We start from the raw sequence: 13,433 nt of genomic DNA on the forward strand, positions 1-13,433 counted from the left end.
TATGCTCTCGTATATAGTAGGGAGAGTAAATATCAAATGAAAATCATTATGAGCAACTTTAATCCAATCCGGTATGTAGGTGCGTTAGCCCTACTAGGCTTTGCAGCCTGTAACACTAGCCAAAGAGCTATGCAGGGTGAATCTGATAACCTGTATTTCATGGCCTCTGACGCTAGAGTCGCCACTGAATTTGCTGTAAAGAACAATAACCCAGAGAATTTCCGGGATATTGAAGAAATACGGTCTGTGGATGTGGAACAGGACAATTTTTCTGCAAGAAATGTGAATCCGGACTACATTGCAAAATATCAGCGCTCCCAGCAGCCTGCCGAGGAGGGCTCGGTCTACTTTGACGACAGCCAAACTCAAGACGGGGGAGATCTCCCACAAGGCAACCTTGACGCTTATGACAATTTCCGTGGTTCAGGCAATAATGGTAGAGGTGTTACCAACAATTTCTTCATGAACCCGATGATGGGCATGGGAATGGGTTGGGGAATGCCAATGATGGGCATGGGCATGTGGGATCCTTTCTGGGGTCCTGGCATGGGCATGATGGGCATGGGCATGCGTCCTGGCTTTAACATGAGCATAGGCATGGGTATGGGCTGGGGCGGAGGCTTCGGCAACCCTTGGATGATGCGTCCCGGTTTTGGAATGGGAATGGGATGGGGCAACCCTTGGATGATGCGACCCGGCTTTGGAATGATGGGCATGGGCATGTGGGATCCTTTCTGGGGTCCAGGCATGGGAATGGGCATGTGGGGTCCAGGCATGGGAATGGGTATGTGGGGCAGAGGCTTCTATAACCCCGTAATTGTGGTTCCTGGTGGCGAAATTGGCAGAAGGCAAATGGTTGCCGCTCAAAGACCAACAAGAGGTTCCTCTTTAGCAGGAACAACTGCTTCCCCTAGAAGTAGGGGTGACGCGGTCAGTCCAGGATCCTCTCGCGCAAATGCAAGAAGACAAGCTGTAGCTTCCAGTCCAAACGCAAGACAAAGGGCAGCTACCAATACAAGAAATTCATTTGCTAGGTCTCAAAATGATCTTAACACTAGCCCAAGGGCTTCTGCTTCACCTGCTAGAAGGAACTTGAGTTCTCCAGCAGCAGGAAGGGCAGGATCACCTTCCACAAGAAGTGCTTACGCAGCACCTAGCACTACTAGATCTTCCGCGGCAAGAGCAGCTACCCCAAGTTCATACAACACAAGAAGCAGGGCAGCACAAACCCAAAGGTCTGGATATGCAGCTCCTAACAGGAGGGGAACTTCTCCATCCTATAATAGGGGCGGAGCAACCAGAAGTACTTCACCATCCATGAACAGGAGAAGTACGGCACCAAGTTATCAACAAAGGTCTGCGCCAAGTAGAACCTCAAGTCCATCCAGATCCTTCAGTGCTCCCAGTAGAGGGGGATACAGTGGAGGAGGGGCTTCGAGAGGAGCTAGCGTAGGCGGAGGAAGAAGAGGGAATTAATTCCCTCTTTTTTTTTCACACCATATTTTTAATAAAAACTCCAATTTATGAGTTAGTACTTTTAGAGGCATAATAATTGCCATAAACACTTAATTATTCAAGGAAAACCAAATCTATGAAAGCATTGAAATCCACTTATTGCGTACTGGCTTTGATGTTGTTTTACTTACCTTTTTCTATGGCACAAACTGGATATGTGGAAGACGCATTGAGGTTCAGCCAGTTTAACGCTACTGGTACCGCTAGAATCTCCGGCATTGGGGGGGTCCAACATTCCCTTGGCGGTGATCTTACCAATATCCATGGAAATCCGGCGGGTTTGGGTTTTTTCCAGCGGTCGGAAGTGAATTTTACCGCAGCATATACCGACTGGAATACAGACACCCGCTTCCTGTCCCAAACCACAGGAAACAATGCCACTAATTTTTCCATACCCAACTTAGGGGTGGTTATTAGCAATACCAAAGGACCCTTGGAAGCGGGAGATTGGCGAGGTGGTTCTTTTGGAATCAGCATCAACCGGCAGTCCACATTTAACAACAACCTAAGCTATTTTAGCAACCAACTAGATCAAGGTTCTATTTTGGACCATTACATTGATCTATATAGCGAACAAGGAGTACCAGGTGGGGTTGATGGCTTGTTTTATGAGGCATTCCTTATCAATCCAGCTCAAGGGGGTGGGTTTAATTATTCGCCAAATGCCACGGATAGACTTGAAAAGTCAGAGGTAATTGAAAGGCAAGGTAACCTAACCCATATCTCGTTCGCTTACGGTGCAAATTTTAAAAACAAGTTTTTTTTAGGTGCTTCCCTTGGGATAATGACGGTAAATTACCGAAGTATTAATACCTACAACGAAACTTTCCTGAACGATCAAGGACAAGAAACGCTTTTTAGCTCCTTACAGGAGGACCTATTCATGGACGGGACTGGGGTAAACCTAGGCTTAGGAGCAATTTACAAGCCCATAGACAACTTGAATATTGGCTTATCCTTTCACTCCCCTACCTGGAGCAGGATCAATGAGGAGTATTTTGCGGACATTTTTGCCGACTTTACCCCCCCCTATGATGATCCGGAATTTGGATCTATTGCCGAATCGGATGCGGAAACCGATATTTTCATTAGCAGTTTTAACCTAAGGACACCATTACGGTTGGGCACAGGATTGACGTATTTCTTTGGAAAGCAAGGGTTTATTTCCGCAGATATCGATTATGTGGATTACAGTTCTGCCAATATTCGGTCCAACGTATTTAACACCGGGGAAGAAAATATGGAAATCAATCAATTATTTGGTCAGACCATAAATTATCGTGTTGGAGGGGAGCTCCGACTCGATATGTTGAGGATCCGTGCAGGTTACGCCTTTTACGGAGATCCCTTTGCCAACCCCGGTGATCAAAACAGAGCCATAAACCAATTAACTGGAGGGCTTGGTGTGAAGCTTCAAAGCTTCAGCATAGATTTCGGCCTAGTTCACAACACCTTCAACTCCTACTATTCCTCTTACCCAGGTTCACCTATCGCAGTAACAGACAACCAGAGGATTACTGGAATGCTTTCTTTAGGGTTTAACTTTTAAGAAGGCCATCCATTCAGAAATAAGAAGCTCAGTGGAAATATCCTCTCCACTGAGCTTTATTTTTGCCTTTTCGTAATAGGGACTGCGCTGTTCAAACATGCCCTTAAGCTTAAGGATGATTTCGCTGGTATCCATACCAAAAAAAAGGGGGCGCTTCGCCACTTGACCTATCGTCAATCTATTCAATATCACATTGAGGGGAACATCCAGATAAATGGAAATGGCGTATTGGTTGATCACCCGCATGTTTTTATTGAAACATGGGGCACCCCCCCCTGTAGCCAATACAAAAGCCTGATCCAATTGGAGGAGGCCATTCAATACCTCTGTTTCCAACTTTCTGAAAAACCCCTCCCCGTATTTTTCAAAGATGGTAGTAATCTTTGCCCCTGCTTCCTTTTCTATACAGTCATCTAGATCAAAGAAGGCATAACCAAATTTTCTGGCTACGTCCTTCCCCAAAGTGGACTTTCCGCTACCAGGCATTCCTACCAGTACAATTTTTTTTTCCATACTCATAGACCTAGTTCCTTTAGAACAGTTTCTATATCCGGGGTGTTGTTGTGGTGGTATTTTTTGACCACGGTGCCTTCGTTTAAAATCACAATGCCGGGATTGGACCTTATTATCGTCTTAACCACAGTGGCATCTGCAAGGTAGTACCCGATGTCCCAATTCATTTCAGAAAGCAAATTTTGAATCCGGTCTTCAGATGAGGCCCCAACGAACTTAACGGCTATCCCCTTCGCATTTGCCCCACCTACCAGGCCAGAGATCTCATCCATGTTTTTTGAAGACATCTTATCCAAATTACTGGTGAGAATCAGGATCACCTCTCCTTCCAATACCGCATCGGTATAATCCCCCTCTTCATTCCAAACGGCAAAGTCAGAAATCTTGGGAAGTGCCTCGGGGTTGTTTATTGTCATTTCCACAAACTCGTATTCATCCCCTGAAGGGTATTGATCAAAGATAATGGTCTCATCCCCCTTTTTCATCACATAGGAATATTCAAGGGGAGCCGATGGCTCCATGGCTGCTTTTATGTTTACGCCTTCCTTAAACGCCCTAAAATCAATAAATGGCAAATTCCGGATGGCCGTAATTGAAAGTACCAACCCAATAAAAAAAGATCCTACTACTGCCCATTTTCTCCATCCTCCAAAATGGGTTTCAAGCTTACCTCTAAACCTAAAGAGAAAACCTATAAGGACTAGTAAGAAAACGTCCTTATAAAAGGATTCCCAGGGTGTGAGTTTTATGGCATCCCCAAAGCAACCACAATCGGTGACCTTATCAAAATAGGCCGAATAAAAGGTAAGGAATGTAAAAAAAAGAGTCATGGCCAAAAGCAGTTTTACCGCCAAACTAAGCCTCCAACCCACAAGGATCATCACTCCTAAGGCAAGTTCGGCTACCACAAGGAAAACCGCAAGTGGCAAGGAAAGTGCCTTAAAATAGCTGAAAAACCCGGCTATATCCGAGGAAAAAACGTCAAAATACTCCTCCAGTTTAATGGCTGTTCCTACAGGGTCGTTGATTTTAATCAGCCCAGAAAAAATAAACAAGGCACCCACTAGCCCTCGAGCTATCCATAACAAACCTTTTATAATCATTTTTTTTCACCCTTTAGTTTAATGAGGCAGAAAACCGCATAGTTGATGATGTCTTGGTAATTGGCTAATACTCCTTCTGACACTAGGGTCCTGCCCCTATTGTCCTCAATTTGTTTAACCCTATGTAGTTTCATGAGTATGATATCCGTGATGGAAGACACCCTCATCATCCTCCAGGCCTCACCATAGTCATGGTTTTTATTTTCCAGTAATTGTGAAGTTTCGCTTACCCAATGGTCATAGTGGGGTTCCAACTCCTCAAAACTGAATTCCAAAGGATCGGTTTCTGAGAGTTGGGATTGCATCAGTGCGATGATACAATAGTTTATGATCCCAATGAACTCCTCCTGAATGGGGTCATCCACTTTTTGGCTTCCCTTCTCCTGAATAGACCTGATTCTTTGCGCTTTGATGAAAATCTGGTCGGTAATGGAAGACAACCTTAGTACCCGCCAAGCAGTTCCGTAATCTTTGGTTTTATTCTCAAAAAGTTTTTTACAAAGGGCGATAACTTCTCTATATTCGCTTGCGGTTTTGTTCTCCAATTTTAACCTGGTTTAATGGCAGATAATCTCTATTCAGTTCCTAAGTTCGAAGATACTTTATTTCCGTTAAAAAAAACACTACAATCCAAAGGAAACCTGTACCTGATGGAGGAGCCATGGGTAATGGGGATATTAAATATTACCCCAGATTCCTTCTACAAAAAAAGTAGAATATCTCCAAAAAATAGTGAGATTATAGAAAAAGCTGGGGAAATGTTGGGAAATGGGGCGAAAATTTTAGATATTGGAGGGTATAGTACTAGACCTGGAGCGAGTGCCCTTTCTGTTAAAGAAGAACTTAATAGGGTAATCCCCGTTATTACCATTATAAGGGAGGTTTTCCCCCATGCACTTTTGTCCATTGATACTTTTCGGCATCAAGTGGCCGAAATAGCCATCCAATCAGGTGCGGATATCGTAAATGATATTTCTGGTGGAGAGCTGGATCCGAAGATGATTCGGAAAGTGGGGGAACTGGGAGCACCCTATATCTGCATGCACATGAGGGGCAACCCTCAGAATATGCAAGAGCTTACCCACTACGACAATCTGGAAAAGGAATTGCTCAATTATTTTTCAGAAAAACAGAAAGCGTGTAGAGAAGCTGGCATAAAAGATGTTATACTGGATGTAGGGTTTGGTTTTGCCAAAAATTTGGAGCAGAACTACAAGTTATTGAAAAACCTGTCCCTTTTTTCCCAACTGGGGATGCCTGTTTTAGTAGGGATTTCGAGAAAATCCATGATCTACAAACTTTTGGGCACTGATTCGGATGAGGCTTTAAACGGCACGACAGCAGCTCATACCATCGCACTCGTACACGGAGCCAGCATTTTGAGGGTTCATGATGTAAAAGCAGCAAAAGAAGCAATTGATATATATAAAAAAGTTTACGCTTGAGTTTAGCATTTAGAATAGGGTTTTTAGAGGTTTCCATTGTAAATCTCATTGACATTGCACTTGTAAGTGTCCTCATTTATCAGGTGTATAAGCTCATGCGTGGTAGTGTAGCCATCAAAATATTTCTAGGCTTTCTTTCCATTTACCTAGCCTATCTTGTGGTAAGTGCCGCAAGAATGGAACTCCTCACTATTATCTTGGGCCAATTCATGGGTGTAGGTGTGTTGGCTGCGATTATTCTTTTTCAGCAGGAAATCAGGAAGTTCCTCCTTATCGTTGGCAAATCCTCCATTTTCTCCAATGAGAACCTTTGGCAAGAACTGCTCTTTTGGAGAAAGAGAGAAAGCAATGCATTTAACGTAACACCCATTATTGAGGCATGTAAGTCACTTTCCGGAAGCTCCACAGGGGCTTTGATTGTACTTTCCAACAATTCTGAACTCAAATTTTATGGGGAGAGCGGGGACGTGATAGATGCAGTGGTTTCAAAAAGACTCTTAATCTCTATCTTCAACAAGTACAGCCCTCTTCACGACGGTGGCGTTATAATTTATAGTGGCCGGGTAAAAGCCGCTCGATGCATCCTTCCTGTCACCGAAAGAGACGTTCCCGCACAATTTGGCCTGAGGCACAGGGCAGCAATTGGCATGTCGGAGGCCACGGACACCTTGGTCCTCATCGTATCGGAGGAAACCGGGCAGGTGTCCTTAGCCAAGAGTGGCAAAATCCTGCATAATCTTTCTTTTCAGGAACTCAGGGAGATGGTGAATGACTATCTCACCGGAGAAAACATAGAAGACAGGTTTGTAGATGTGGAGAACTTTGACAAACCTAAGCCGAAAAAGAAAATCACGGAGGTCTGATTTCTCCCTACACTTTTCTCCCTAACAATCCCTAAGGCAGTTATCCTTTATTTTGCTTACCTTTGCAGGCTGAAATTGACCAGCTTTTCAAAATGAGCCTAATACAAGAAATACAGAAGCGAAAAACTTTTGGAATCATCGCCCACCCTGATGCGGGTAAAACCACACTTACAGAAAAAATGTTGCTCTTTGGAGGTGCTATCAAGACAGCGGGTGCCGTGAAGTCAAATAAGATAGATACAGCTACCAAATCCGATTGGATGGAAATAGAAAAGCAAAGGGGTATTTCTGTGGCCACTTCAGTGATGGGGTTTGAGTACAAAGGTCAAAAAATCAACCTACTGGACACCCCCGGGCACCAAGATTTTGCCGAAGACACCTATAGGACGCTTACTGCTGTGGATTCGGTAATCATGGTAATAGACTGTGTGAAAGGGGTCGAGACACAAACCGAGAAACTCATGGAGGTGTGTCGCATGCGAAGTACCCCTGTAATCTGCTTTATCAACAAGTTGGACCGGGAAGGCAGAGACCCCTATGACCTACTTGACGAGGTGGAAGAAAAATTGAATATACAGGTTAGGCCACTTTCCTGGCCCATATCCATGGGGAAATCCTTTAAAGGGGTGTATAACCTTTTTGACAAGCAGCTCAACCTTTTTACCCCCAGTCAAAGGAAAATAAGCGACGACCGGATCACCATAGCAGACTTGCAGGATCCCTACTTAGAACAGCAAATTGGCAAAAACCTGGCCGATCAGCTCAGGGAGGACGTGGAACTTATTGAAGGGGTTTATCCGGACTTTGACCCTAAGGAATACCTAGAAGGCAAAGTGGCTCCGGTTTTCTTTGGTTCGGCGGTCAACAATTTCGGGATCCAGGAAATGTTGGATACATTTATAAAAATCGCCCCCCAACCCAAAAGCCGTCAAACCGACCAACGTGAAGTAAAACCGGATGAAGACCAGTTTAGCGGATTTGTGTTTAAAATTCATGCCAATATGGATCCCAAACACCGAAATCGGATAGCTTTTTTGAGGATTTGCTCAGGCAAGTTTGAAAGAAACAAACCTTATACCCATCCCAGGGGAACCAAGGCACTACGCTTTTCAAATGTGACCTCTTTTATGGCCCAGGATAAGGAAATCGTGGACGAGGCCTTCCCCGGCGATATCGTAGGCCTGTATGACACAGGGAACCTGAAGATTGGCGATGCACTCACAGACGGGGAAAACCTGCAATTTAAGGGTATCCCCAGCTTTAGCCCGGAAATTTTCAGGGAAGTCATCAATAAAGACGCCATGAAAACCAAACAATTGGAAAAAGGCCTTCAACAATTGATGGAGGAGGGAGTGGCGCAACTATTCACCTTTGAAATGGGAGCTAGAAAAGTAGTGGGCACCGTCGGTCAACTGCAGTTTGAAGTCATACAGTTCCGGTTAAAAAACGAGTATAACGCCACTGCGGACTTTGTTCCAATGAACCTTTACAAGGCTTGCTGGATTGACAGTAAGGACAAGAAAAAGCTGGACGAATTTGTACGGTCCAAACAGCGACATATTGCCAAGGACAAAGATGGCAAACTGGTTTTCATGGCCGAGTCCAAGGCCTGGTTACAGATGGTTCAGGATAATTTCCCTGAAATATCCTTCTATTTTACCTCCGAATATTAGTCACTTTGCCACGCGTGCAAAAATAGAAAAACCACCTGGGTCTTACCTCAGGTGGTTTTGAAAATTTTGCGGATGTTCTTTTATTCACTCACAAGGTCTTCTGTTGCAAATTCCTCGGTAGGGATGCAACTGCACATCAAGTTTCTGTCCCCATAGGCGGAGTCTATCCTTCTGATGCTTGGCCAAAACTTATGCTCCCTAACAAAAGGAAGGGGATAGGCAGCCTTCTCCCTAGAGTAGGGAAACTCCCAAGAATCCTCAATCACCAGTTCCGCAGTGTGGGGAGCATTTTTAAGTACATTGTTTTCTTTGTCTGCTTCTGCCATCTCCACTTCCCTGATTTCTTCCCTGATGGCAATCATGGCTTGGCAAAAACGATCTAGTTCCGCCTTAGCCTCCGATTCAGTGGGCTCTACCATAAGGGTACCTGCTACTGGAAAAGACACCGTAGGAGCGTGAAAACCATAGTCCATAAGCCTTTTTGCGATGTCCTCCACCTCTATCCCTGCCTCCTTAAAGCTCCTACAGTCCAAAATCAATTCGTGGGCTGCTCTGTTCTTTGAACCGGAATAAAGAATGGGGTAATGGGGCTCAAGTTTGCACTTAATATAATTCGCATTCAAAATGGCGATTTTAGTGGCATGGGTTAACCCATATGCCCCCATCATTGCAATATAAGCATAGGAAATTGGTAGTATACTCGAAGACCCAAATGGTGCAGCGGAAATCGCCGAAATGGCAGAAATTCCGCCGGTTCTCACCTTGTCGTTACCAGGAAGGAAGGGCACCAGATGTTCAGCCACACAAATTGGCCCCATTCCTGGCCCTCCTCCCCCATGAGGTATACAAAAGGTTTTGTGCAAGTTCAAATGGCATACATCCGCACCAATAATGCCTGGGCTGGTAAGCCCTACTTGGGCATTCATATTGGCACCATCCATATATACCTGTCCGCCATGTTTATGAATCACCTGACAAATCTCTTGAATAGCCTCCTCAAAAACTCCGTGGGTGGAGGGATAGGTAACCATAAGGCCGGCCAGGTTTTCCGCATGAGCCTCGGCTTTCTCCTTTAAGGCTGTAATATCTATGTTCCCTTTTTCATCACAAGGGATAATTACCACCTTCATACCTGCCATTACCGCAGAAGCAGGGTTAGTTCCGTGTGCGGAAGAGGGGATCAAGACAATATTTCTATGTGCTTCTTCTCTACTTTGATGATAAGCTCTTATTACCATAAGGCCAGCATACTCGCCCTGTGCTCCAGAGTTTGGCTGTAGGGAAGTGTCGGCAAAACCAGTAATTTCACTGAGCCAATTGCGCAGGTGCTGGAAGAGTTCATAGTATCCCGCTGCCTGGTCCTGAGGTGCATAAGGATGCAATTGGCCAAATTCCGGCCAGGTCACAGGAATCATTTCTGTGGTGGCATTCAGTTTCATGGTGCAGGAGCCCAAGGAAATCATGGAGTGGACCAAGGAAAGGTCTTTATTTTCTAGCCTTTTCATGTACCGTAACATTTCGTGTTCGGAATGAAAAGTGTTGAAAACAGGATGTGTCAAAAATTGGCTCTCCCTTGTCAATTTTTCCGGGAGCATCCCATTCACTTCCTCTGGAAAAGAAATTGAGGGTGCCTCAAGTTCATGAGTGGATTTAGCGAAAATCCCCACTATAGTCTGAACGTCAGATAGGTCCTTGGCTTCATCAAATGCTAGAACTATATATCCATCCTCATACCTGAAGTTCATTTCCTCCGATAAGGCAAAAGCCTTTATTTTTTCTTGCTGTACAGCATCAGCCTTAATCCGGATGGTATCAAAAAAATGCCGATTCAACTGTTCAAATCCCAGTTTTTTTAGCGATTCTGTAGTCAAAACTGCAAGACCATGGATCCTGCTGGCAATTTCTTTTAATCCCTTTGGGCCATGATACACTGCATACATTCCGGCCATCACTGCCAAGAGCACCTGGGCGGTGCAGATATTGGAAGTCGCCCTTTCCCTTTTGATATGTTGTTCACGGGTCTGGAGTGCCATTCTATACCCTTTTTTCCCAGCTTTGTCTACCGAAACTCCAATGATTCTTCCCGGAATTTGTCGCTTAAATGTTTCTTTGGTAGCAAAATAAGCCGCATGCGGACCCCCAAAACCCATAGGAACGCCAAAACGCTGGGTGGTTCCAACCACCACATCAGCACCCAGTTCTCCCGGGGGCTTAAGCAAGGTCAAGCTTAAAAGGTCTGCTGCAAATGCGGTAAACACCTCTTTCTCCACAGCTGTTTCACAAAGTCCCCCATAATTTAGAACTTCTCCATCAGAATTAGGGTATTGCAATAGCACCCCAAAAAGGTCAGGGTCCGCTAGGTCCAGATCGGAGAGTTCACCGACCTTCAGCTGGATACCTATAGGTTCGGAACGGGTTTTCAAGACTTCAATGGTCTGGCTGAAAACCTTTTGATCCACAAAGAAAGTATTGGCTTTTTTCTTAGTTCTAGGCCTGGAAGCATGGAGCATGGCCATGGCCTCCGCCGCTGCAGTACCTTCATCCAATAGGGAGGCATTAGCCAGTTCCATTCCAGTTAGGTCAATGACCGTGGTCTGAAAATTGATCAAGGCTTCAAGCCTTCCCTGGGCAATCTCAGCCTGATAAGGAGTATAAGCCGTGTACCAACCTGGGTTTTCCAAAATATTTCTTTGAATGACCCCCGGTACAATGGTGTCATAATAACCCAAACCTATAAAGGATTTGAAAATCCTATTTTTACTTGCCAGTATTTTCAGATTTTTTAAAAAGCTGTTTTCCGATTGTTGTTTGGGAAGCCTTAGCGGCTTATCCATCTGTATGGACTTAGGTATGGTTTCATCGATCAACTGCTCAAGAGAATCAGCCCCAATATAGTGCAGCATTTCCATAACCTCATCCGGACCCGGACTGATATGCCTTTCATTAAACTGGGGGGAAGTAGATAAGTTAACTTTCATACAATCGGAAAATAGTGTTGTTTTAAGCGGTTAAATTCATGCCCTTTTTGGTGCAACAAAGGTAGAAATAAAACGTCATTATGTAGAGTTGTGTTACTTAAATTACCTTAATTTTACCCCCATTAATTCCTTTGCCTTTCCGAAAAACTAAGCTGTTTTCTTGGAAAAAGGTTCTATAAATAATCTAATAAATCAAAATGGACGTGAAAAAATGTATTGTTGGGTTAACAATTAACCTATTTTTGTCGATCTGTGTATTGGGTCAGGATGAAGCAGCTATCAAATATGCCGCTACCATTTCTGTGGAAGACCTGGAAAAGCACCTAAGTTATCTCGCCTCCGATGAACTGGAAGGAAGGGATACCGGGGAAAAAGGACAAAAACTAGCAGCTACCTACCTCAGGGAATTTTATAAAAGCAAAGGTCTGATCGGCCCAGTAGACGACGACTATTTCCAGCAATTTGAGTTGGTAAGTACCTCTTGGGCAGAAGTAAGCCTTTCTATTGGGAAAAACGAATTCATAGAAAATGAGGACTTTATTTTCATGGGAGATGGGGATATGAAAAAAAGGGAAAAGACCGAGTTGGTCTTTCTGGGATTGGTAAGCGAGGAGAACCTGGAAATAGTAGAGGTAAAAGATAAATTGGTGGGGATTTGGGCCATAGGGGACCGGTCTGGTGCCTTGGTGGACATGGTAATGGATGCCGGAGCTTTGGGAGCCGTGGTGGTAACCATGGAAGGGCAGGCCAATTTCGACCGAATGGCCAACCGCTTCAAATCACTTGCCGGCAGGGGTAGGCTAGGATTCGAAAAACCCACGACTAACCGGCCAGTTTTTATGGTAAGCTCTGAAAAGATGGGGCAAATTTTCGAGTCATCCGTGGAGGAACTTAAAGAAGCCGCCAAAAACGACCCCACTACTATTCCTTCCCAAAAAGTAGCCTATAAAATCGAAAAACATATAAATCGGGTGGAAACTGAAAATGTAATGGCCTTTCTGGAAGGTACAGATAAAAAGGAGGAAGTGCTAGTTATCTCTTCTCATTATGACCATGTGGGAATCAACAGTAAAGGGGAAATCAACAATGGTGCAGACGATGATGGCTCAGGAACCGTCAGCGTTATGGAAATTGCTGAGGCCTTTGCCCAAGCAGCGGAAGAAGGACACCGACCAAGAAGGTCTATCCTCTTTCTGAATGTGACCGGAGAAGAAAAGGGGTTATTAGGCTCCCAATACTATGCGGAAAACCCAGTATTCCCTCTTGAAAACACAGTGAACAACCTCAATATTGATATGGTGGGGCGCATAGATTACGAATATGAGGACGCAGAAAACCAGGATTACATCTATGTGATCGGTTCGGAGATGCTTTCTTCCCACCTGAAAATTATCAATGAGTATAACAACATCACCTACACTAATTTAATCCTCGATTACCGCTATGATGCGGAAGATGACCCCAACAGGTTTTACTACAGATCTGACCACTATAATTTTGCCAAACATAATATCCCGGTCATTTTCTTTTTCAATGGAGTACACGACGATTATCACCAACCCACCGATACCATTGACAAAATTGAGTTTGACCTGATGGAAAAAAGGGCCAGGCTAATTTTCCATACTGCCTGGGATTTGGCCAACCGGGAAGAAAGAACCCCTGTGGATGGGGAGAATACACGAATGGATCGGTGACAATTTCAGAGTTCAAGCCCTGTCAAGGTTGCCAGCTCCATATTTTGTTTCCGTACCCCGAGTTGTGGACTCGGGGCTGATGGAGCCAACCCCTGCC

At 44.6% G+C, this 13,433-nt stretch carries 10 protein-coding genes; 6 read left to right on the top strand and 4 right to left on the bottom strand.

What is annotated here, in order from left to right:
• Positions 1-48: 48 nt before the first annotated feature.
• Both DB520_RS00795 and DB520_RS00800 read left to right on the top strand, forming a co-directional pair.
• On the top strand, positions 49-1,476 hold the full coding sequence (locus tag DB520_RS00795) for a hypothetical protein (protein WP_114748711.1): 1,428 nt from the start codon (positions 49-51) through the stop codon (positions 1,474-1,476).
• Positions 1,477-1,591: 115 nt separating this feature from the next.
• A complete protein-coding gene (locus tag DB520_RS00800) occupies positions 1,592-3,064 on the top strand; it encodes an OmpP1/FadL family transporter (RefSeq protein ID WP_114747776.1) in 1,473 nt (490 codons plus the stop codon).
• On the opposite strand, the gene DB520_RS00805 is transcribed toward DB520_RS00800, so the two are convergent.
• The 3 genes from DB520_RS00805 to DB520_RS00815 are packed head-to-tail and all read right to left on the bottom strand — an operon-like array spanning position 3,047 to position 5,225.
• A complete protein-coding gene (locus DB520_RS00805) occupies positions 3,047-3,577 on the bottom strand; it encodes a shikimate kinase (protein ID WP_114748712.1) in 531 nt (176 codons plus the stop codon). The two genes, DB520_RS00800 and DB520_RS00805, sit on opposite strands and share 18 nt — an antisense overlap.
• A 2-nt stretch (positions 3,578-3,579) precedes the next feature.
• Positions 3,580-4,680, bottom strand: coding sequence for a BT_3928 family protein (locus DB520_RS00810; protein WP_114747777.1), 1,101 nt, complete (start codon positions 4,678-4,680; stop codon positions 3,580-3,582).
• Positions 4,677-5,225, bottom strand: a complete 549-nt coding sequence (locus DB520_RS00815; RefSeq protein WP_114747778.1) for a DUF1599 domain-containing protein — start codon at positions 5,223-5,225, stop codon at positions 4,677-4,679. The genes DB520_RS00810 and DB520_RS00815 overlap by 4 nt, the downstream gene beginning before the upstream one ends.
• Before the next feature lie 15 nt (positions 5,226-5,240).
• On the opposite strand from DB520_RS00815, the gene folP reads away from it, so the two are divergent.
• The 3 genes from folP (at position 5,241) to DB520_RS00830 (ending at position 8,661) form a co-directional block, all read left to right on the top strand.
• Entirely contained in the window at positions 5,241-6,125 is an 885-nt protein-coding gene (gene folP, locus DB520_RS00820; RefSeq protein ID WP_114747779.1) for a dihydropteroate synthase, read from the top strand.
• Positions 6,122-6,988, top strand: coding sequence for a diadenylate cyclase CdaA (gene cdaA, locus DB520_RS00825; RefSeq protein ID WP_114747780.1), 867 nt, complete (start codon positions 6,122-6,124; stop codon positions 6,986-6,988). Before folP ends, cdaA begins: the two co-directional genes overlap by 4 nt.
• Before the next feature lie 92 nt (positions 6,989-7,080).
• Positions 7,081-8,661: a peptide chain release factor 3 gene (locus DB520_RS00830; protein WP_114748713.1), complete on the top strand. Its 1,581-nt coding sequence runs from the start codon at positions 7,081-7,083 to the stop codon at positions 8,659-8,661.
• A gap of 80 nt (positions 8,662-8,741) precedes the next feature.
• Here the strand turns inward: DB520_RS00830 and gcvP are convergent, their stop codons facing one another.
• Complete coding sequence (gene gcvP / locus DB520_RS00835; RefSeq protein WP_114747781.1) at positions 8,742-11,639, bottom strand: aminomethyl-transferring glycine dehydrogenase; 2,898 nt, start codon at positions 11,637-11,639, stop codon at positions 8,742-8,744.
• A gap of 197 nt (positions 11,640-11,836) precedes the next feature.
• On the opposite strand from gcvP, the gene DB520_RS00840 reads away from it, so the two are divergent.
• Positions 11,837-13,336 carry a M28 family peptidase gene (locus DB520_RS00840; RefSeq protein ID WP_114747782.1) on the top strand — a complete coding sequence of 500 codons (1,500 nt, stop codon included), beginning with the start codon at positions 11,837-11,839 and terminating at the stop codon, positions 13,334-13,336.
• Positions 13,337-13,433 lie beyond the last annotated feature (97 nt).

It is taken from the genome of Pleomorphovibrio marinus (genome assembly GCF_003347495.1).
GTDB classification, from domain to species: domain Bacteria; phylum Bacteroidota; class Bacteroidia; order Cytophagales; family Cyclobacteriaceae; genus Pleomorphovibrio; species Pleomorphovibrio marinus.